Source organism: Flavobacteriales bacterium (genome assembly GCA_016713875.1).
Classification (GTDB): Bacteria; Bacteroidota; Bacteroidia; order Flavobacteriales_F; family PHOS-HE28; genus PHOS-HE28.
Genome location: JADJOI010000003.1, coordinates 1,820,429 through 1,842,879, shown reverse-complemented (window position 1 = coordinate 1,842,879; position 22,451 = coordinate 1,820,429). Strand labels below are relative to the sequence as shown.

Annotated in this window: 9 protein-coding genes; 3 read left to right on the top strand and 6 right to left on the bottom strand. The window is 66.5% G+C overall.

Features of this window, described 5'->3' with window-relative positions:
• Positions 1-54: 54 nt before the first annotated feature.
• The 5 genes from IPJ87_09490 to IPJ87_09470 all read right to left on the bottom strand — a co-directional run bounded on the left by IPJ87_09490 (position 55) and on the right by IPJ87_09470 (position 14,770).
• Positions 55-4,008 (bottom strand): gliding motility-associated C-terminal domain-containing protein, encoded by a 3,954-nt coding sequence (locus IPJ87_09490; protein ID MBK7942089.1) that lies wholly within the window; start codon positions 4,006-4,008, stop codon positions 55-57.
• The gene (locus IPJ87_09485) at positions 3,939-9,071 is read right to left on the bottom strand and encodes a PKD domain-containing protein (protein MBK7942088.1); all 5,133 of its coding nucleotides are present in this window, start codon (positions 9,069-9,071) and stop codon (positions 3,939-3,941) included. The genes IPJ87_09490 and IPJ87_09485 overlap by 70 nt, the downstream gene beginning before the upstream one ends.
• Positions 9,072-9,330: 259 nt before the next feature.
• Positions 9,331-12,654 (bottom strand): PKD domain-containing protein, encoded by a 3,324-nt coding sequence (locus IPJ87_09480; protein ID MBK7942087.1) that lies wholly within the window; start codon positions 12,652-12,654, stop codon positions 9,331-9,333.
• Positions 12,655-12,844: 190 nt separating this feature from the next.
• Positions 12,845-13,699, bottom strand: coding sequence for a PKD domain-containing protein (locus IPJ87_09475; protein ID MBK7942086.1), 855 nt, complete (start codon positions 13,697-13,699; stop codon positions 12,845-12,847).
• A gap of 429 nt (positions 13,700-14,128) precedes the next feature.
• Positions 14,129-14,770, bottom strand: coding sequence for a sigma-70 family RNA polymerase sigma factor (locus IPJ87_09470; GenBank protein MBK7942085.1), 642 nt, complete (start codon positions 14,768-14,770; stop codon positions 14,129-14,131).
• A gap of 223 nt (positions 14,771-14,993) precedes the next feature.
• Here IPJ87_09470 and mdh point away from each other — a divergent pair, with 223 nt between their 5' ends.
• Positions 14,994-15,935 carry a malate dehydrogenase gene (mdh, locus tag IPJ87_09465; GenBank protein MBK7942084.1) on the top strand — a complete coding sequence of 314 codons (942 nt, stop codon included), beginning with the start codon at positions 14,994-14,996 and terminating at the stop codon, positions 15,933-15,935.
• A gap of 85 nt (positions 15,936-16,020) precedes the next feature.
• On the opposite strand, the gene IPJ87_09460 is transcribed toward mdh, so the two are convergent.
• Positions 16,021-18,339, bottom strand: a complete 2,319-nt coding sequence (locus IPJ87_09460) for a VCBS repeat-containing protein (protein MBK7942083.1) — start codon at positions 18,337-18,339, stop codon at positions 16,021-16,023.
• A gap of 175 nt (positions 18,340-18,514) precedes the next feature.
• On the opposite strand from IPJ87_09460, the gene secD reads away from it, so the two are divergent.
• Positions 18,515-22,015: a protein translocase subunit SecD gene (gene secD, locus IPJ87_09455; GenBank protein MBK7942082.1), complete on the top strand. Its 3,501-nt coding sequence runs from the start codon at positions 18,515-18,517 to the stop codon at positions 22,013-22,015.
• 65 nt (positions 22,016-22,080) lie between these two features.
• Positions 22,081-22,395 (top strand): twin-arginine translocase TatA/TatE family subunit, encoded by a 315-nt coding sequence (locus IPJ87_09450; GenBank protein MBK7942081.1) that lies wholly within the window; start codon positions 22,081-22,083, stop codon positions 22,393-22,395.
• Positions 22,396-22,451: the final 56 nt, after the last annotated feature.

Genomic DNA, 22,451 nt, shown 5'->3' with positions numbered 1-22,451 from the left:
TGTCACACGCTCACCCATCCGATAGGCGACCTACGTTCCCTAAGGCGAGATCCCTCATCGAAGCACCGTCACATGCCCCATCACTGCCTCCTTCTTGAACGAGCGTCCGTCCTTGTAGATCAACCGCCAGGTGTAGACCTCCTGTTGCACCGGTATGCCATTGTAGTCCCCGGTCCAGGGCTCGTGCGGCACCACGCTCTCCCAGATGAGCTCGCCCCACCGGTCGAAGATCATGAAGGTGTATTCGGTGAGCAACGAAGGCTCGTTGAACACGGGCATGAAGTGGTCGTTGATGCCGTCGGCGTTCGGTGTGAAGGCGTTCGGCACATGCACCGCGAGGAGGTCCAGCACCACCACCGGATGGCAGATACTGTCCACACAGCCATTGCCGTTCACCGCGGTGAGGCACACGGTGTAGGTGCCGCCCAGCACATCGGGGAAGGTGAACGAAGGGTCGTGAAGCGTGCTCGTGCCCGATCCGGCGAAGTCCCAGGTGAACCAACTGGCATTGTCGCTCTCGTTGGTGAAGATCACCGTGGGGTCCGAGACGAGCACGGTATCCGGCTGGGCCACGAAGTCCGCCACCACCGGGGCTGGCGGGATCAGCATCGCCGGTGAGGCGGCCAGGCAGCCGACCGCGTTCATCATCAGCACGGTGTACGGTCCGGAGCAGAGCGCAATGCTGATGGGGTCCGGCAGCCAGGTGGTGCCGCCGTCGAAGCTGTAGAGGACGCCTTCGGGATCCACCACCTGAAGCGTGCCATCACAGGTGCCCGGGCAGGTCTCGGGCGTCGTTGCGATGGCATCGATCACCAACGGAGGCGGTTCGCCGATGGGGAAGGTGAGCTGCGCGGAGCAGGCGTTCGTGTCGAGCACGGTCACCGTGTACAGGCCTGCGCAGAGCCCCTGTGCACTGCATGCGGTCGCCGTGGACGTGGCGTTCACCAGGGGCGACCATTGGAAGGTGAAGGCCCCGTTGCCTCCGGCAGCGTCCACCTGGACCGATCCGTCGCACGCCCCGTGGCAGATCGCATCCGTGGTCTGTTCCACCGCGGTGATCGGCGTGGTGAAGGTGATCACGACCGTGTCGGCCATCGCGCAACCATCCGTGGACAGCACCGACCAGATGAAGCTGTACGCCCCGGAGCCGGGCGCTTTGGCCATCGTGAACGGGGCGAACGCATCGAGCACTTCCGCACTGTCTCCCGCGATCCAGTGACCGCTGCTCCACGTGCCGGTCGCGTTCAGCGGGGCCATGAGGTCGCACACCACCAGGTCGGGGCCCGCATCGGGCGGCGCCAGCAGGAAGATGCTCAGCGTGGCGCTGGCGCTGGCGTTGGGGCAGGCACCCTGGCCGAGGACGGTATAGGTGTAACCGCCTTGGGGGTCGGTCCCAGGGTCGAACACACCGTTGCTCGGCCAGCCGTTCGGATCGGTCCACGCACCACCTGCATCCGGCGTTCCGCCCAGCAGCGTGAACAGGTTCACCGGTGCGGCTTCGGGACATACGGTCGTGCTGCCGTCCACACCTGCGTCGGGCAGTGCTTCCACCGCGACCACCACGGTGGCGGCATCATCCGGGCAGGGTGCGGTGCCATCGACCTGGTACGTATAGGTGCCGGCCGGATGGAGCGATGGGTCGAAGGGGCCGGTCCACGGCTGGTTCTGGGGATCCATCCAGAGGCCTCCGGCATCTGGCGTGCCGCCCAACTGACCGAACAAGGGAACAGGCGCATCGGTGGCGCAGAGCAGCAGCGCTCCGTCAAGGCCGGCGTCCACGGCGGGGATCACGCTCACCATCACGTGGGCCGTATCGTTCACGCAAGGGGCCGGCACCACCAGCACGTAGGTGTAGTTCCCCACGGCCCCGCTCGCCGGATCGAAGCTGGCGGTCACCGGTTGGCCGTTCGGATCAAGCCACTGGCCACCGGCGTCCGGTGTGCCACCCAATTGGCTGAAGAGGTCCACCACTGCACCCGTGGAGCACAGCGTGAGCGTGGCATCGGCGCCTGCATCCGGGTCGGTCAGCAGCTGCACCGTGATCGTGGCCGATGCGGAGGGACAGGGCGCTGTTCCTGCCACGGTATAAGTGTACAGGCCTGCAGGATCCGCGGTGGGGTCGAAGGGACCGGTGAAGGGATCGCCATTCGGGTCGGTCCAGGTGCCGCCCGGATCGGCTCCGCCCAACACCGGCAACAGGTCCACGGGCGATCCGCTCGCACACAGGTTCAGCACGGCCGGGGTTCCAGCGGAGGGTGCGGCCTGCACCTGCACCGTGGCCGAGGCCGACAGGGCCGGACAAGGGGCCTGACCGACCACCGTGTAGGTGTAGATGCCGACGGGGTCCACGAGCGGGTCGAAGAGCCCATTGTGGGGATCGCCGTTGGGATCGGTCCATAGGCCGCCCGCATCAGGTGTGCCCCCCAAGGCCGTGATCAACGAGGCCGGGCCGCTCACCGCGCATACGGTCAACACCCCATCGCTTCCCGGATCGGGCGGTGTGCTGAGCGTGACGGTCACCGTGCTGCTGGCGCTGCTGCAGGGCGGCGGCACCGTGATGGTGTAGGTGTAGACGCCCGCGAGCATGGTGCCCGGATCGAAGCTGCTGCCGTTGAGCGTGCTGGGACCGCTCCAGCTTCCGCCCGCATCGGGCGTGCCGCCGAGCTGTGCGAAGAGGTCGGTCGCCGCGTTGCTGGTGCACAGCGTGATCGCACCCGGCGTTCCCGCATCCGGGTTGGCCACCACGGTGACCTCCACGATGGCCGCAGCGGCTGGGCAGGGGGCCGTTCCGGCGACGGTGTAGGTGTAGGTGCCAGGCGCCATGCCCACCGGATCGAAGAGGCCGCCGATCACCGGGCTGGGCCCGCTCCACACGCCACCCGCATCCGGCGATCCGCCCAAGCCACTGAGGAGAGCGGCGGCCGGACTGGTGGCGCAGAGCAAGAGGGCGCCGTCAACACCCGGATCGGGCGGCGTGCTCAGCGTCACGGTCACCGTGCTGCTGGCGCTGCTGCAGGGCGGCGGCACGGTGATGGTGTAGGTGTACACCCCGGCGAACATGGTGCCGGGATCGAAGCTGCTGCCATTGAGCGCGCTGGGCCCGCTCCAAGTTCCGCCGGCATCGGGCGTGCCGCCGAGCTGCGCGAAGAGGTCTACCGCCGCATCGGTGGTGCATTGCGTGATCGCACCCGGCGTTCCCGCATCCGGGTTGGCCACCACGGTGACCTCCACGAGGGCCGCAGCGGCTGGGCAGGGCGCGGTGCCGGCGACGCTGTACGTGTAGGTGCCAGGGGCCATGCCGGCCGGATCGAAGAGGCCGCCGACCACCGGGCTGGGCCCGCTCCACACACCACCCGCATCGGGCGAACCGCCAAGGCCGCCGATGAGCGCCGTGGCCGGGCTGGTAGCGCAGAGCAAGAGTGCGCCGCCCGTGCCAGGGTCGGGCGGGGTGCTCAGCGCAACGGTCACCGCACTGCTGGCGCTCATGCAGGGCGGTGGTACTGAGATGGAGTAGGTGTACACACCGGCGAGCATGGTGCCGGGATCGAAGCTGCTGCCGTTGAGCGTGCTGGGCCCGCTCCAAGTTCCGCCGGCATCGGGCGTGCCGCCGAGCTGTGCGAAGAGGTCGGTCGCCGCGTTGCTGGTGCATAGCGTGATCGCACCCGGCGTTCCCGCATCCGGGTTGGCCACCACGGTGACCTCCACGATGGCCGCAGCGGCTGGGCAGGGGGGCGTTCCAGCGACGGTGTAGGTGTAGGTGCCAGGGGCCATGCCGGCCGGATCGAAGAGGCCGCCGACCACCGGGCTGGGCCCGCTCCACACGCCACCCGCATCGGGCGAACCGCCAAGGCCGCCGATGAGCGCCGTGGCCGGGCTGGTAGCGCAGAGCAAGAGGGCACCGTCAACACCCGGGTCGGGCGGGGTGCTCAGCGCAACGGTCACCGCACTGCTGGCGCTGGTGCAGGGCGGTGGCACCGTGATGGTGTAGGTGTACACGCCGGCGAGCATGGTGCCGGGATCGAAGCTGCTGCCGTTGAGCGTGCTGGGACCGCTCCAGCTTCCGCCCGCATCGGGCGTGCCGCCGAGCTGTGCGAAGAGGGCGGTCGCCGCGTTGCTGGTGCACAGCGTATCGCACCCGGCGTTCCCGCATCCGGGTTGGCCACCACGGTGACCTCCACGATGGCCGCAGCGGCTGGGCAGGGGGCCGTTCCGGCGACGGTGTAGGTGTAGGTGCCAGGCGCCATGCCCACCGGATCGAAGAGGCCGCCGATCACCGGGCTGGGCCCGCTCCACACGCCACCCGCATCCGGCGATCCGCCCAAGCCACTGAGGAGAGCGGCGGCCGGACTGGTGGCGCAGAGCAAGAGGGCGCCGTCAACACCCGGATCGGGCGGCGTGTTCAGCGTCACGGTCACCGTGCTGCTGGCGCTGGTGCAGGGCGGTGGCACCGTGATGGTGTAGGTGTAGACACCCGCGAGCATGGTGCCGGGATCGAAAAGTCCGCCGCCCACTGGGCTCGGACCTGACCAACTCCCGCCGGCATCGGGGGTTCCTCCGAGCGCAGCGAACAGCAGGGTGGACGCGTCGCTCGTGCAGAGCAGGAGAGCACCGTCGATCCCGGGATCCGGATCCGTGGCCACGATGACCTGCACGATCGCGGTTGCGGATGGACAGGGAGCAAGGCCGACCACCGTGTAGGTGTAGGTGCCGGTGGGATCGGTCCCGGGGGTGAACAGCCCAGCGACCGCGGTCCCACCGGGTCCAGTCCATGTTCCACCGGCACCGGGACTTCCGTTCAAGCCCGTGATGAGTGGCACCGAAGGACTGGAGACGCACAGCGTCAATCCACCATCAAGCCCCGCATCAGGAGGCGTGTTCACCACAACGGTCACGTTCGCACTCTCGCTCGGACACGGCGCAGCGCCGGTCACTGTGTAGGTGTAGACGCCTTCGAGCATGCTGCCCGGATTGAAGCTGCTACCGGCCAGCGCGCTGGGCCCGCTCCACGCGCCACCGGCATCGGGCGTGCCGCCCAGCAGGGCGAAGAGGTCGGCGGGTGCGTCGGTGCTGCAGAGCGTGATGCTGCCGTCGGTGCCCGGATCGGGCGGGGTGTTGACGGCGACCGTGACGGTGGCGCTCTCACTCGGGCACGGCGCGGCACCGGTCACCGTGTAGGTGTACACGCCTGCGAGCATGCTGCCCGGATCGAAGCTGCTGCCGGTGAGCGTGCTCGGGCCGCTCCACGCACCACCGGCATCGGGCGTGCCGCCCAGCAGGGCGAAGAGGTCGGCGGGTGCGTCGGTGCTGCAGAGCGTGATGCTGCCGTCCGTGCCCGGATCGGGCGGGGCGTTCACGGCGACCGTGACGGTGGCGCTCTCACTCGGGCACGGCGCGGCACCGGCCACCGTGTAGGTGTACACGCCTGCGAGCATGCTGCCCGGATCGAAGCTGCTGCCGGTGAGCGCGCTGGGCCCGCTCCACGCGCCTCCGACATCGGGCGTGCCGCCGAGCAGCGCGAAGAGGTCGGCGGGCGCGTCGGTGCTGCAGAGCGTGATGCTGCCGTCGGTGCCGGGATCAGGAGGCGTGTTCACCACAACGGTCACGTTCGCACTCTCGCTCGGACACGGCGCAGCGCCGGTCACCGTGTAGGTGTACACCCCGGCGGTCATGCTGCCCGGATCGAAGCTGCTGCCGGTGAGCGTGCTGGGTCCGCTCCACGCGCCTCCGACATCGGGCGTGCCGCCGAGCAGCACGAAGAGATCGGCGGGCGCGTCGGTGCTGCAAAGGGTGATGCTGCCGTCGGTGCCGGGATCAGGAGGCGTGTTCACCACAACGGTCACGTTCGCACTCTCGCTCGGACACGGCGCGGCACCGGTCACCGTGTAGGTGTACACGCCTGCGAGCATGCTGCCCGGATCGAAGCTGCTGCCGGTGAGCGTGCTCGGGCGCTCCATGCACCACCGGTATCGGGCGTGCCGCCGAGGAGTGAAGAGATCGGCGGGTGCGTCGGTGCTGCAAAGGGTGATGCTGCCGTCGGTGCCGGGATCAGGAGGCGTGTTCACCACAACGGTCACGTTCGCACTCTCGCTCGGACACGGCGCGGCACCGGTCACCGTGTAGGTGTACACGCCTGCGAGCATGCTGCCCGGATCGAAGCTGCTGCCGGTGAGCGTGCTCGGGCCGCTCCATGCACCACCGGTATCGGGCGTGCCGCCGAGGAGTGTGAAGAGATCGGCGGGTGCGTCGGTGCTGCAAAGGGTGATGCTGCCGTCGGTGCCGGGATCAGGAGGCGTGTTCACCACAACGGTCACGTTCGCACTCTCGCTCGGACACGGCGCGGCACCGGTCACCGTGTAGGTGTACACGCCTGCGAGCATGCTGCCCGGATCGAAGCTGCTGCCGGTGAGCGTGCTGGGACCGCTCCACGCGCCTCCGGCATCGGGCGTGCCGCCGAGGAGTGTGAAGAGATCGGCGGGTGCGTCGGTGCTGCAAAGGGTGATGCTGCCGTCGGTGCCGGGATCAGGAGGCGTGTTCACCACAACGGTCACGTTCGCACTCTCGCTCGGACACGGCGCGGCACCGGTCACCGTGTAGGTGTACACGCCTGCGAGCATGCTGCCCGGATCGAAGCTGCTGCCGGTGAGCGTGCTGGGACCGCTCCACGCGCCTCCGGCATCGGGCGTGCCGCCGAGGAGTGTGAAGAGATCGGCGGGTGCGTCGGTGCTGCAGAGCGTGATGCTGCCGTCGGTGCCGGGGTCGGGAAGGTCCACCACGGTGACCGTCACGGTCGACTGATCGTTCCCCGGGCAGGGCGCACCGGTGGTCACCGTGTACGTGTAGATGCCTGCCGCGTCCGTGCCTGGCGAGAAGGTGGCACCGACCGTTGCACCCCCTGGGGCTGTCCACGTGCCGCCGGTCGTGGCGCCGGTCAGCAGGGCGAAGAGATCGAACGGCGCCGCATCACTGCACACGGTGATCGCACCATCCGTGCCGGCGCCGTAGGGTGTGGCCACGGTCACCGTGACCTGATCGCTCCCGACGCAAGCGGGCTGGCCGTTCTGTGTCACCGTCACCGTGTAGGTGGTGGTGGTGCCGGGGTTGGCGGTGGGGTTCGCGATATTCGGATCGCTCAGACCCGCGGTCGGGCTCCAGCTGTAGCTGTAAGTCGCGGGCACGGTGCCACAGTCCACCACGCCGCTCCAGGCGGGCCCGATGGTGGGAGAGGGGCCATCCTGGAACACGATGGTGTTGGATCCATTGCGCAGCCGGTACGTGATCTCGTTGTCGTAGGTGCCCGAGGTGAAGGAGATGGCGATCACATCGCCGGTCTGCACCGGCAGGTTCACCGTGCCGTTGGCCCCATTGTTCAGGGTGTACGTGGCCGGCACGCCGTTGATGGTGATCGTCACGGACGCTCCGTTCCATCCATCGCCGAAGCTGTCGAGCATCTGCAGCACGTAGGTGCACGCGGAGGTGGGCGCACCACCGCTGGCCGTCGCACCGAGCTGCACAGGGCCCTGTCCGGCGCAGATGGTGACGTCCGCACCAGCGTTCACGGTGGGTGGAGGATATACGGTCACCGACACCGTGGTGTCGTAGGAGCACCCGAAGTTGTCCGCCGCGTGGTACACGTAAGCATAGGTGCCCGGCGTGGGCGGTTGCACGCAGATCCCGTCGCAATCACCGGTGCTGCTCACGATGTCCGGACCGGTCCACCACGTGCTGTCGCAGGCCCCGCCGTACGTGGGGGTGAACTCGGTGAGCGTGCCGAAGAGCCCCGGGTCGAACGCCATGCTCCACCCGCAGAGGAAGCCGTTGTCGAAGGTCCACAGGTCGCAGATCTCGATCGTCCACATCCCGTTCAGTTGCGCGCCGAGCAGGCCGGCCAGGGGATCGACGCTCTCGTAGGTGCCGGCTGGAAGCGTTGCGCCTGCGTTGGCGGCCATGGTGCCGTTGGTCGCCGTTGGACTGAAGCAGTAGGTCCAGCAGGTGCCCACCGCGTTCGGCGTCAGCTCGTTGTCCACCGGAACGCCGAGGTAGGTGCCCAGACCGCCCTGTTGGTGCAGCACCACCGTTTCACCGCTCGGGCTGATGATGCTGATCACCAGGTCGCCGAGGAAGGAGTGCTCGATGTCCAGGCAGATGCTCTGCAACTGATTGACGTTCGTGAGCGTCGCGCCCGGAGAGAAGCCGGTGAACTGTAGCTGCGAGGTGAAGCAGCTCCCCACGTTGTCCGGAAGGGCCACCCCCCCACCGAAGTCGACCGTCGGTTGGGCGCTCCACGTGGTGGCGTTCACCACGCCATCGAGGCATACGGGCGTGCCTACGCAAGTGCCCGGGTCCGCCAGAGTTCCCGTGAACGTCGGCTCGGTGCCCACCAGCACCTGCAGGTCCAGCAGGTTGACGCTCGCGCAGCCGTTGTTGTCCTCCACCACCAACTGCACCACGTACTCGCCCGGAGCGGTGAAGGTGTGCGAGGCCGCCGGGTTCGCCGAGGTCGAGGTGGTGCCATCGTCCCAGTCCCACGTGTAGCTGGCGATGCTGAAGCCCGCTGCGGCGGTGGAGCCGCTGCCATTGAAGCTCACGCTCTCCCCGGGGCAGATCATGGCCGGCGCGGCGGGTGTCATCGTGGCCGCGGCCACAGGCCGCACGCACGGCACATAGCAGGTGATGGATGCAGCGAAGATGCCGGTACCCGTGGCGTTGGAGGTCCACACGAAGGTGAGGCAGCCGCTGCTGTTGCCGGGGCTGGCCGACACCACCTGGCCTTGCAATTGGGTGCCGGTATAGCTGCCGATCAGCGGGGCCGAGGTGCTATTGCCATCGTGGATCGTCAGGTTGTCGATCGGGGCGACGCCGGCCGTGGAAAGCTGGAACGTGATGAAGTCCACCGAGATCGCATCTCCAGGATTATCCGGGCAGAGCGTGTAGGTGTAGTTCTCGTTGTTCCCGTACCCGGCACCGCCCTGACCGCCGCTGTCGAGAAAGGCGCCTGTGCACGTGTTGTCCGTGCCGTTGGAGATCTCGAAGACCTGGGAACGGACCTCGCCCGACCACGTTACAGCCGCCATGAACAGCAGCGCAGCAGACGTCCCGCGCACGCCGTGGATCGGGTGCTGCGCTCGATGCGGGCTTGACTTCAGGATCTCGGGCGGGGTAAGGATCAACGCATGCAGGTGGTTGCTGCGCTCCGGTGCGCCCGGTGAAGCTAACCGCCTGCTTCACGTGCCCGTCAGGATCTGGACGAGCCCGCCGATGTCGTCGACGAACACCCGGGGCACCGCCTCGGTGCCGTTGATCCAACGGCAGGGTGCGGATCGTTCGCCGGACTTATTTCAGCAGGTTCACCGAGCCGCGGTACTCGCGCGACTCGGTGCTGTACAGGGAGCGCACCCGAAGCAGGTAGGGATACACCCCGGTCACCAGCGGTCCACCGGCGTTCTTGGCTGTGCCGTTCCACGCCTCGGCGGGGTCGGTGGTGCTGAACAGCACCGCACCCCAGCGGTCGAAGATGGTCATCTCGAAATCATCGGGATCGATGTCGTTGCCGATCACCCGGAAGGTCTCGTTCAGTCCGTCGCCGTCGGGTGTGAAGGTGTTCGGCACGTAGACCAAGAGTTCGTCGCGCACCTCCACCCAGCGCGTAGTGCTGTCCGGGCAACCCAGGATGTTGGTCACCACCAGCGTCACCGGGTAGCTGCCGCCGAATTGATCGGGGAAGGTGAAGAGCGGATCGGGTTCCGTGGAGCTCCCCAGCCCGCCGAAGTCCCAATCGAAGGTGACCGCATTGTCCGCGCTCTCCTCGTGGAACTGCACATGGGGCCACAGCACCGTGGGGGGCTGCGGTGTCCAACTGAACAAAGCCTGCGGCAGGGCCAGCACGGTGATCATGTCCACGATCGTCGTGGTGTCCGTGCAGCCGTTCGGCCAGGTCACGATCGCCGTCACGTCGAACCCTCCGGGGTCGCCGTACGCATGGCCTACCTCAGGTGGTCCGTCCACCGTGACCCCATCGCCGAAGTCCCACTCGACCTGTGCAGCACCCGTGGTGTCCTCCACGGTGAACCACACGGCGAACGGCTCGCAGCCCAGGGTGCTGTCCGCATAGAGCACCAGTGGTGGGATCGGGGTCACCTCCACCACCGTGCACCGGGTCAGCGCCGGGGTCTCGCACCCATCGCGCAAGGTCATGCAGATGGTCTGCGAGGTGGTGAGGATCACGGTGTCGGTGGGAAGCGGACCGGGGCCGTTGCCCCAGTCGTAGGTGTAGGCCCCATCGCCGCCCAGCACACCCGCTGCCGCCAGGCCCACAGGCACCTCCGGACAGGTGACCACCGTGTCGGGAAGGCTGAAATTGAGGAAGGGCAGCAGGCTCACGGTCACCTCCAAGGTGTCCGAACTGCACCCGCTGCCATCCACGGCGTGCACCGCGTAGGTGGTGTTCGTGGCCGGGCTCACCAAGTGTGGTCCATTGCCGACCGGACCGTTCGTCCAGACCTGCTGCACGCCACCGGACCCTCCTCCCGCCACCGCGTTCAGCACCGCCGTGCCGGTCCTGCAGATGGTGGTGTCGTTGCCGATCAGCGCGATCGTCACCGGTGGTGGCTCGGCGATGGTGGCAGTGAGCGTATCGCTGCAGCCGTTGCCGTTGGCGCCTTCGGCGATCACCACCGTGTAGGTGCCGGCCGGTCCGTTGAAGCTGCTTCCGTTCGCACCCAGGATGGACAGCACGGTGTTGTTCGCCGCATCCGTCCAGGTGTAGTCCCATGGACCACCGGTGCCCAAGGTGATCACCTGGATCGTGCCGGCATCACCGTTGCACACCGCATCGGTCACCACGCTGTCGTTCTGCAGCACCGTGATCGGGTTCACCAGAACGCTGTCGATGGCAGCGCACAGCGGATGGCCGTTGATGAAGACGTTCACCACATACCAAGTGGGCACCGCTGGGGCGGCCAGGGGGTCGCGGATATTGGGGTTGGTGAGACCTGCCGGCGGCGACCATTGGTAGACCAGCACGCCAGGTGCCAACGGAGGCAACAGGTCCACATCCAGCTGCACCGGATCACTGCACGAGGCGCTCAGGGTGGCCGTGGCGTCAATGGTGGGCGAGGGGGTCACCACAAGCGTCAACGTCGTATCGTAGGTGCAGCCATGGTCGTCGGTCACCGTGTACACGTAGTCGTAACTGCCGGGAATGCCGGGAGCCACCTGCACGGAATCACATCCCGGACCGTTCCACACGATGTCGGGCCCTGACCAGTACGTGCTGTCGCACCCGGCCCCGTAGGTCGGGGTGAAATCCACCACCGCGGGGTACAGCGTTGGGTCCACATCGATCCACCAGCTGAAGATGAACCCGTCATCCGCCAGCAGATTGTCCGTGATGGTCAAGGTCCAGGTGCCGTTCAGGTCGCAGCCCACGAAGTCGGTGAAGGGGTCCTCCGAGGTGTAGCTGCCCGGGGTCATGCTGTTGCCCGGGTTGATGGTCGAGAGCGTGTAGTTGCCTGCGGCGTTCTCGATCGAGAACGGGCCGAAAACGCCTGCGGTACTGAAGCAATACTGCCAACCGTTGCCCGGGGTGCCCGTACCCGGATCGATCGGGTCGCCCAGAAAGGTGTTCCCAGGGCCCATCCCCAGGTTGTACTCGTCGAACAGCGTGACCTGCGTCCCGTTGGGGCAGGTCAGCGTCACGGACAGGTCGCCGATATAGGAATGTTCCATCACCAGGCACACTTGGGTGATGTCCGTGCCGGTCGTGATCTGCGTTCCGGTCGGAAAGCCGCTGATGTTCACCCCGGCCGAATAGGATACGCCACTTCCGTCCGGAAGCACCGTGAGCCCATCCACAAAGGGCTGCGGCACGTTCGTCCATACCGTGCCTTGTGCCGCTCCCACCAAGGTAGCGGTCTCCCCGTCGCAGATGGTGGCCGGGTTGAGGCTCACATCAAGGTCGGGCACCGTGCCCACGCGGATCCTGACGTCCTCGTAGTTCACGCTCACGCAACCGATATCGTCGGTCACCGTCAGGGTCACCGTGTACTCTCCCGGGGCGGGAAACACATGCACCTCCTGCGCCGAACTGCCGGTGGTCCCATCGCCGAACTCCCAGAGGTAGGTGGTGAGGAACCGGCCCGGTGCCGCGAAGGAGCCGGCGGCATCGAAGGTCACGGCATCCCCCGGGCAGATCTTCAACGGATCGGCGACCAGCGGTGCGATCACGGCCGTGGGCTCGTCGCAGGGTTGGTCGCAGAGGATCTGCGCCACCCAGCCGAGGTCCACACCGGCACCGTCCGACGTGAATTCGAAGGTGAGGCAGCCGCTGGCCCCGGTGGCTGCCACCACGAGCCCCGAAAGGCTGGTGCCGGTGCCGGAGACGAGCAAAGGCGAGCCCGTGTTCGGACCGTCATACACGTTCAGCTGGTCGCCCGGGCCCAGTTGGAACTGCAGAAAGGCCACCTGTGAGAACGCTCCCAGGATCCCCGGGCAGAAGGTCAGCACGCTGTATTCGCCGTTGCCGTAGTCACCGTTGTAGCCGCTGTCAAAGAACGATGCGTTGCAAAGGCTGTCCGCGCCATCGTTCATCAGCACCACGGGCTGGGCTTGTGCCTCGGGAAGTCCGACCACCAGCGAAACGCACAGCGCGAGCAACAAGTGAAAGGCACGATCCAGGGGAGGACGAAGAGTTGGCATCCGCGGAAATGACGAAGGAGCAGGCTGGTCCGGTGCCCGCGTCGCCAAAGATCGCACGCTGCGACCTCACTTTCCGGCCCATGCCCGTGCAGCCTTGGGTTCCAAGAAAAAGACCCCGCCGAGGCGGGGCCTTTCAGGTCGGTAGTTCGGATCAGCGTACCAGGCTCACCTTACCATTGAAGACCACATCACCGAGATGCGCGCCTTCCTTGATGGTGGCCATCCAGACGTACTCGCCGGCGGCGCATACTTCGCTCCGGTTGTCCACGCGGCCCGTCCAGGGGCGGGTGGCGTCGGTGGTCTCATACACCTTGCGACCGGTGCCGGCGTCCTGGATCACCAGGTTGAACCGAACTCCCAGGGTGCGCAGCGCCTCGGGCATGAACAGGTCGTCGTTGCCGTCGCTGTTCGGCGAAAAACTCAGCGGTGCGTCCAGATTGTAGTCGCGCTCGATACGGATCTCGCGCTCCCTGGTGTCCACGCAGCCGCTTTCGTTGGTCACCGTGAGCTTCACGGAGTACACCCCCTTCTTCAGGAAGATGTGGTCGGGATGTGCCACGGACGATGTGCTTCCATCGCCGAAGTCCCAGCTGTACTGCTTACCGCCGATCGAACGGTTCTCGAAGTGCACCGAGGGGATGTGGCCGTCGTACTCCACCTTCTGCGCGTTGAACGATGCTTCCGGCGCCTCGTGGATCACGATCAGGTCGCTGCTCGGCTTGCTCAGGATGGTGCCGCCACCGGGGTTCGAGACCGACAGCATCACCTCGAACTTGCCCGACTTGGCGAAGGTGTGGTCCGGCCGGGCCTGATTGCTGAAGCTGCCATCGCCGAAGTTCCAGAGGTAGATGGCGTCGTCCGGTGTGCCGTTGGCCGTGAACTGAATGGCCGTGCCCGGACAGCCCTCGGCCACACTGGCGCTGAAGGCCATGGTGCCGTCATCCTTGGCGGTGGGGGAGCTGGGTGCCACCACCTCGGCCACGGCCGCCACGGCCGTGGAGGACAAGGAGGTGCGCTCGATCGGAGCGCTCGTCGATGTCGAAGCGCGCGGACCGGTGGTGGGCCCGGCGGACTCCACGGTGATCGCCTGATCGACCTGTGCCGGAGGGACCTCCGAGCCTGCCTGCCCGGCAGGGGTGTCGATGATCCGGGGGCAGCCTCGGTGGCGACCGCGCCGGACGGGCGCTGGACCGTGTCCGCGACCACCTCGTCGCTGAACGACCAGTACACACCACCAGCGGCCATGCCACCGGCCAGCAGCAGCGCCAGCAGACCTCCCTTGCTCCACCGCGCACGTCCGGAGCTACCGGCCATCGCCCGCTGCAACTGTGCCCAGTCGGCCGAGTTGTAGGGGACCTCGAACTCCTCCAAGGAGTCCTTCAGCCGCCTCTCGAATGGGTCCAACGTGTTCTTGTTCATGTCCGTTTCTCCGTGCTCAAAGCAGCTTGCGCTCCTTCCTGAGCATCTTTTTCAGGTTGTTCTTCGCTTTCGCCAGGTTGCTCTTGGACGTGCCCACGTTGATCCCGAGCAGGTCGGCGATCTCCTTGTGGGTCATCTCCTCGAACACGTACAGGTTGAACACCGTCCGGTAGGCCGGTGTCAGCTTCTGCATGGCATTGATCACATCCGCTGGCTTCAGGTCCATCTCCTCCTCACCACTGCTGTCCTCCAGCACATCCTCCTCGTCCTGATCGCCGAAATCCTCGATGCTGCGCTCCTCGCCCAGCAGCAGATAGGCGTTCTTGGTGCGTCGGAAGTGGTCGATGGCGGTGTTCACCATGATCCGGCGGATCCAGCCCTCGAAACTGCCGCTCCGGTTGAAGCGGTCCATGCTGCGGAACACCTTGATGAAGCCGTCCTGCAGGATGTCCTTGGCCTGGTCGGTGTTCTTGGTGTAGCGCAGACACACGGCCAGCATCTTCCCGTAGAACAGCTCGTAGACCCGCTGCTGGCTGCGATGTTCGCCCGCGATGCACCCATCGATGATGGGCTCGAAGCCGGGCTCAAGCCCTCCTTCCACGTGCTGCACGGATGGCAGACGATGCTCGATCGGGTCGGTTGCCAGGCCGGGAGGCATGGAGGCTCGCTGGGTGGTCGCCAAGGTAGCCATCTACAAGGTGCAGACGCAACCGCCTCGAAAAGGATGCCTGGACCGTGTCCAGTTCGTCACTTTTCCCGGCCGGGCCGCGGTTCGCGGCCGTGGAATGAGCTCCCTCAGCCCGCTCCCGTCCCGCTCGGTTAATTTCGCCCCCGCTCCGGCCCGACCGGGCAATCACCTTAACCGACCAAACCGTCATCACATGAAGATCACCGTCGTGGGGGCGGGCAACGTGGGCGCCACGTGCGCCGACGCCTGTGCCCGTTGGGAGCTCGCCAATGAAGTGGTGCTGCTCGACATCAAGGAAGGGTTCGCCGAAGGCAAAGCACTCGACCTCTGGCAGACCGCGCCCATCAGCCTGTTCGACAGCCGCATCACCGGCAGCACCAACGACTATGGCAAGACCGCGGACAGCGACGTGGTGGTGATCACGAGCGGCCTGCCCCGCAAGCCGGGCATGAGCCGCGATGACCTCATCGCCACCAACGCCAACATCGTCAAGAGCGTCACCGAACAGGTGGTGAAGCACAGCCCCAACGCCATCATCATCGTGGTGAGCAACCCGCTCGATGTGATGACCTATTGCGCCTTCCTCACCAGCAAGTTCCCCGCCCAACGCGTGTTCGGCATGGCCGGCATCCTGGACACGGCCCGCTACCGCGCCTTCCTGGCCACCGAGCTGAACGTGAGCCCCAAGGACATCCAGGCGGTGCTGATGGGCGGACACGGCGACACCATGGTGCCCCTGCCGCGTTACACCACCGTGGGTGGCATCCCCGTCACCGAGCTCATCGCCGAGGATAAGCTCAACGCCATCGTGGATCGCACCAAGAAGGGTGGCGGCGAGATCGTGAACCTGCTCGGCACCAGTGCCTGGTATGCCCCCGGTACGGCCGCCGCCCAGATGGTGGAGGCCATCGTGCGCGACCAGAAGCGGGTGTTCCCCGTGTGCGCCTGGCTCACTGGCGAGTACGGCCTGAAGGACGTGTACATGGGCGTGCCCGTGGTGCTCGGCCGCAAGGGCATCGAACGCATCATCGAGCTGAAGCTCACCAAGGACGAGCAGGAGCTCTGCAACGCCAGCGCCAAGGCCGTGAAGGAGGTGATGGATGTGTTTGACAAGATGAACAACGTGCCGGCCTGAACCGGTCCTGACCTCAGCGAGGAGCGCCCGCCTCCACGCCTCATGGCGGGAAGGCGGGCGCTCCTTTTCCCGGGCAGGCGGCGCGCTAGCGCACCACCATCAATCGGCCGTGCTGCATGCCGGAACCGCCCTCCACCCACACCGCGTAGGCGCCCGGGCTCAGCCTGCTGATGTCCACGCCCTGCCGGGCTTGCTCCACCCGGCCGCTCAGCACCAGTTGGCCGGTGGGGCCCACCACGCGGTAGGTCATGCCGCTCCTGAAGCCGTCGCCGAGCAAGAGGTCCACGCGGTCGCCGGCCGGGTTGGGCCGCAGGGTCAGAGCGGTCGTGGCACCGGACCACGGACCATCGATGCCCACACCCACGTCGTTTCGCCAGTAGCCGATGCCACCGCGGTAGTTGCCGGTGAACGCGTCCAGGTGCCCGTCGCCGTTGATGTCCACCAGGGTCATGCTGCTGCGCATGCCCTCGCGGATCTCCTGGAAGGTGCTGTCCATCAAGGTGAACACCCCATTGAGGTTGCCATCGATGTTCTTGAACTGGTGGAACCAGCCTGACTCGGAGCCCACCACCAGTTCACGCTCGCCATCGCTGTTGAGGTACATCCACGGCACGCTGTAGCCCGTCACGTTCCACCATTCGTTCACCACCACACCGCCCAGCGTGTCCGCTGCCGGGGTCCAGATGGGCGCGGCGGTCGTGCCTGTGTTGCGGAAGTAGTTGATGTTGCCGTTGCGCTCCCCGACGATCAGGTCGAGCAGGGGGTCGTTGTCCACCTTCACCAGCTGTGGCGTCGCGAACTGGCCCACGTCCATGACGGCCCCGTTGCCGTCCGTGATGTTGGGCGTTTCCAGGCTGAAGGCGGCCACCGGGCCCGTGGCGGTGTTGCGGAAGAGGTGCATGCGCCCCTGGAGGTCGCCGATGATCAGGTCCTGGTCCCCGTCGCCGTCCACATCGCCAAAGGCCGGGTACATGGCGGCGCCGATGCCGCTCGTGCTCAAGCTCATGTAGTCGTCCGTCACCAGGGTGAACGCCGGCGCCGTGGCCGTGCCCGTGTTCTCCAGCAGCGCCAGCTTGCCGGGGTAGTCGCCCCCCGGGTTGTAGTAGCCGTAGTTGGCCACGATCAGGTCCATCAGGCCGTCGCCGTTGTGGTCGAAAGGCACCGGGTAGGCGCCTTCCCCGAAGTCCAGCATGTCGCCCTGCCACAGCGTGGTGCTGGTCTGATCGAACACCGGCACCGCATCGGTGCCCGTGTTCAGGTAGTACCACACGCTTAGGAAGTTGTGCGCGAGGCTCGTGGCGTTGGGGCTCACCACCAGGTCACGCTTGCCGTCGTGGTTCACGTCCACGTGGTAGGCCCCGGGGAACACCGGCAGGGAAGCCGGCACATCCTGGACCGGGTAGGTGCTGTCCTGCGCCACCATCAGGGCATCGTTCAAGCTGCCCCCGTTGAACAGGGCGTTCAACGTGTTGAAGGAGATGTCGCCGAGGATCAGCTCTTTCACGGTGTCGCCATCGAGGTCGAGGGTCAGCAAGGTGCTGCCCACGTGTGCGGCGGAACGACCGTCCACTACTTCTTCGCCCTGGGTGCGTGTCGCCTCGTGACCACGCTGGTGCAGGGCCTCCACCGCATCGGCGATCACGCCCGGCTCCAGCGGGAACTCCGGATCCGGCACGTTGAATCCGCACGGGTGGTTCAGCTGGGTGGAGTTGTTGTTCACGTTCTCGCTGAAGTAGCCCCAGCACCGGTTCCGCACCTCGTACACCAGGCTGTCGCAGGTGCCGTACAGCTCCATGCTCAGGTTCTTGTGGTACTCCACGTACGCGCCGAAGATGCTGAAGGTGAGCACGTCCAGGTCGCCGTCCGCGTCGATGTCGTCGATGGCGGGCACATCCACCTGGGTCACGTACAGGTTCGGGCTCCAGGTGGGTACGTAGTTGCTGCCCACCAGGCTGAAGGCCAGTTCGAACTCAAGCCCGTTGCCGTCGCTCACGTTCTTGTACACGGCGAAGCCGCCCTGGCCCTGCACATAGCCGAAGAGGTCCTTTTTACCGTCGCAGTTGTAGTCGCGCAGCAGGGCCCAGCTGTCCAGTTCGTTGAAGGGCCAGGTGCTGCTCAGCACCGGATCGTAGGTGTAGTTCGTGCTTCCCGGCACACCGTCGTGCAGCAGCACCACCACCTCATCACCCGCCCGGTCGAAGATGAAGATGTCGTTGGTGCCGTCGAGGTCCAGGTCGGCCTGTGACACCTGGCACCAGTTGAGCCCTCCGGCCCAGGCCATCGGCACAGCAGCGCCGTTGCGCGTTACCGGCAGGCTGCCATCGTGGCGAAGTACGAACTGGCCGTGGGCCGGCACGCCGATCAGCAGGAGACCGGCGGCGTAGGGGAGGAGCTTGGAACGCATGGGAGGTAACGTCCGGACGAGGGATGGAGGCGCTCCGTTGCCCGCCGGGACCGGACAAAGCTAGGTGCCGGCCAAGCGGTCCGGCGCTTCGAGGCCCTTTCTATATTTGCCGCCCCATTGAAAGGCCGTGCCGCATCCTGGCGCGGTCCCCATCCCCCGAAACACCCCGTCGGATATGCAGAACAGAGGCGCGTTGTGGATCTTCACCATCCTGCTGGCGCTCGCGTGCCTGTGGCAGCTTTCCTTCTCCCTCTTCACCTCTCGGGTGGAACGTGAGGCCCGCGAGCAGGCCGCCTACCTGGCCGATTCGGTGATGGCCGTGCCCGGCAACGCCATGGCCGACCGCGACTCGCTGATGATCGCCATGGAGAACCGCGTGCTCCGCGACCGGGCCGAGGAGAGGATCTACCCGGTGTTCGGCTACAGCTACCGCGAGTGCAAGGAGAAGGAGATCAACCTGGGCCTCGACCTCAAGGGCGGCATGGCCGTTACGCTCGAGGTGAGCATCCCCGAACTGGTGGCCAACCTCAGCGAGAACAGCAACGACGCCACCTTCCAGGCGGTGATGACCGCCGCCCGCGCCCGCCAGAGCAGCAGCACCGAGGACTTCATCACCCTGTTCGCCGACGAATGGAACAAGCAGGCCCCCAACGCCAAGATGGCCGCCGTGTTCCATTCTGCCGACAAGAAGGACATGTTCCCCCGCGAAGCCTCCAACGACGAGATCGTGGAGGCCCTGCGCCGCGAGGCCCGCACCGCCATCAACAACACGGAGAACATCCTCCGCAACCGCATCGACAAGTTCGGGGTGGCCCAGCCGGGCATCCAGAAGCAGCAGTTCAGCGGCCGCATCCAGGTGGAACTGCCCGGCGTGAAGGATAAGGAGCGCGTGCGCAAGGTGCTGCAGAGCACCGCCAACCTGGAGTTTTGGGAGACCTACGACAACACTGAAGTGTATCCCCTGTTGGAGGCGGCCAACAAGCGCCTGCGCGATGCCAAGGGGGGCGCCTCCACCGCTGCCGAAACGGATGGCGCCTACAACAAGGCCCTGTCCACCGGGGTCAGCATCGACGGCCTGGCCGGCGGGGTGGAAAGCGGCCTGCTCGGCTTCCTCGAGAGCGGCCGTCCCGTGGACAAGACCACCTGGTTCAACTTCGACCGCGTGGTGTTCCGCAGTGGCAGTGCGGAACTGCTTGCCGACAGCAGTGATGCCCAGTTGAACAACCTGGCGGAGATCCTGAAGGCCTACCCGGATGTCCGCTTGAAGATCGGCGGCTACACCGACAGCACCGGCAACGCCGCGGCCAACCAGAAGCTCAGCCAGCAGCGCGCCGAGGCCGTGGTGGCCGACCTGGAGAAGAAGGGCGTGGCCAACGGCCGCCTGGAGGCCGAGGGCTATGGTTCCCAACACCCCGTGGCCAGCAATGCCACCGAGGAGGGCCGCGCCAAGAACCGCCGCATGGCCCTCCGCGTGCTGGAGACCGGTGCTGTGGCCGCCGCGGACAGCAGCGCTGCGGACAGCGACAGCGGGGAGGACCTGCTGCAGGCCCTGAGCGCCGATAGCGACTCCGCCGCGGTGGACACCGCTGGTGGCCGTGCCGAATTCCAGAAGGAGAACCCGCTCTTCGCCATCCTTACCCCCAGCGTGTTCGGCACCCAGGCCGGTGGTTACCAGCTCTCCAAGGGCGCCGCCGTGGGCAACGCCCGCGCGCTCGACACCGCCTCAGTGAACGCCACGCTGCGCGGAACGTCCCTGGCGGGCGTGTTCCCGGCCGATCTGCGCTTCGCATGGGGCGCCAAGCCCATCGAAGGCACCGACGTGCTCACCCTGTATGCCCTGCGCGTGCCGCGCGGTGGCAAGCCCAAGCTGGACGGCTCTTCCATCGTGAACGCCGCCCAGGACTTCGATATGAAGGGCGATGTGGAGGTGATGATGCAGATGGACGCCGAGGGTGCCCAGACCTGGAAGGTGATGACCGGTGATAACGTGGGCAAGTCCATCGCCATCGTGCTGGACGAGCTGGTGTACAGCGCGCCCACCGTCATCAGCGAGATCGCCGGCGGTCGCAGCAGCATCAGCATGGGCTCGGGCGACCTCAACCAGCAGATCCAGGAGGCCGACGACCTGGCCAACATCCTGAAGGCCGGCGCCCTGCCCGCCCCGGCCCGCATCATCGACGAGACCGTCGTGGGTCCCTCCCTCGGCAAGGACAACGTGAACAAGGGCATGCTCAGCTTCGCCATCGCCCTGGTGATGGTGATGCTGTACATGTGGCTCTACTACGCCAGCGCGGGCCTCATCGCCGACATCGCCCTGGCGGTGAACCTCTTCGTGCTCATCGGATCACTGGCCAGCCTGCAGGCCTCGCTGACCCTGCCCGGCATCGCCGGCATCGTGCTCACCATGGGCATGGCCGTGGACGCCAACGTGCTGATCTTCGAACGGGTGCGTGAGGAACTGCGCCACGGCAAGATGCTCAAGAGCGCCGTCGACCTGGGCTACAAGGGCGCCCTCTCGGCCATCATCGACTCCAACGTCACCACCTTCCTCACCGCGGTGATCCTGTACCTGTTCGGCAGCGGCCCCATCCGCGGCTTCGCCACCACCCTCGGCCTGGGCATCCTCACCTCCCTGTTCACCGCCCTCTTCCTGTCCCGCATGATCATGACCTGGCGTCTGGAGCAGGGCCGCACGATCAGCTTCTGGAACAATTGGAGCCGCAACATCCTGGTGGATGTGAAAGTGGACTGGATGAGCAAGCGCCGGGTGTTCTACCTCATCTCGGCCGTCATCATCGGCGTGGGCGTCTTCAGCATGGTCACCCGCGGGTTCAACCTCGGGGTCGACTTCAGCGGCGGCCGCACCTATGTGGTGAAGTTCGAGCAGGCCGTGGACGTGGAACAGGTGCGCGGCAGCCTGGAGCGCAGCTTCAATGCCGACGGTGCACAGAGCACGGTCAACGTCAAGTCCTATGGTGGGGCCAGCCAGGTGAAGGTGGTCACCAACTACCTGGTGAACAGCACCGGCCTGGAGGCCGACGCCCAGGTGGAGGAACGCCTGCGCACCGGGCTGGGTGGGCTCAACAACGCCTATGAGGTCACCGAGAGCCGCAAGGTGGACCCCACCATCAGCGACGACATCAAGACCTCCGCGTTCTGGAGCGTGACCCTTGCCCTGCTGGCCATCTTCGTCTACATCTGGATCCGCTTCAACAGCTGGCAGTACGGCCTCGGGGGCCTGCTCGCCCTGGCCCACGATGCCCTCTTCGTCCTCGGTCTCTATTCGTTGCTCAACGGCATCGTGCCCTTCAGCCTGGAGATCGACGAGGCCTTCATCGCGGTCATCCTCACCGTGATCGGTTACTCGATCAACGACACGGTGATCGTGTTCGACCGCATCCGCGAATACCTGCGCGAGCACAAGCGGGACAGCAACATCGTGGTCTTCAACCGCGCCATCAACTCCACCCTGGGCCGGACCTTGAACACGGCGGCCACCACCCTGTTGGTGCTGCTGGTGATCTTCCTGCTCGGGGGCCTGTCCATCAAGGGCTTCGTGTTCGGGTTGTTCATGGGCATCCTGGTGGGTACGTACAGCTCCATCTTCATCGCGAGCGCCGCCACCGTGGACCTGTTGAAGGAACGCCGCACGGCCGCCACCCCCGTGGCCGCCTGATCGGCACCATGATCCCGGAAGGTCCCGCAGCCTCGCTGCGGGACCTTCCTACTTTTGACGGGTCCATGGGCGTGCTCCTCTTCTTCGATGTCAGCGGCGGCGAGCTGATCGTCATCCTGCTCTTCGTGCTGTTGTTCTTCGGCGCCAAGGGCATCCCCGACATCGCCCGCACCGCAGGCCGCACCATGCGTCAGCTGCGCGACGCCACCGACGATGTGCAGCGCGAGATCCGCAAGGGCGCCAACGAGGTGCGGCGCGAGGTAGAGACCCAGCAGCGGGCCTTCGAGGCCCGGCCCGCCGAGGGGAGCACCCCGCAGGAGCCTGCGGTGCCGCCGCCGCCTGCGGTAGAGCCGCCTGCCGCGCCCTCCACAGGCCATTGATGCGCCCGTGATGAGCCCCGTGCCTCCAGCCGGTCGGCGGGGAGGGGTGGGGTGCT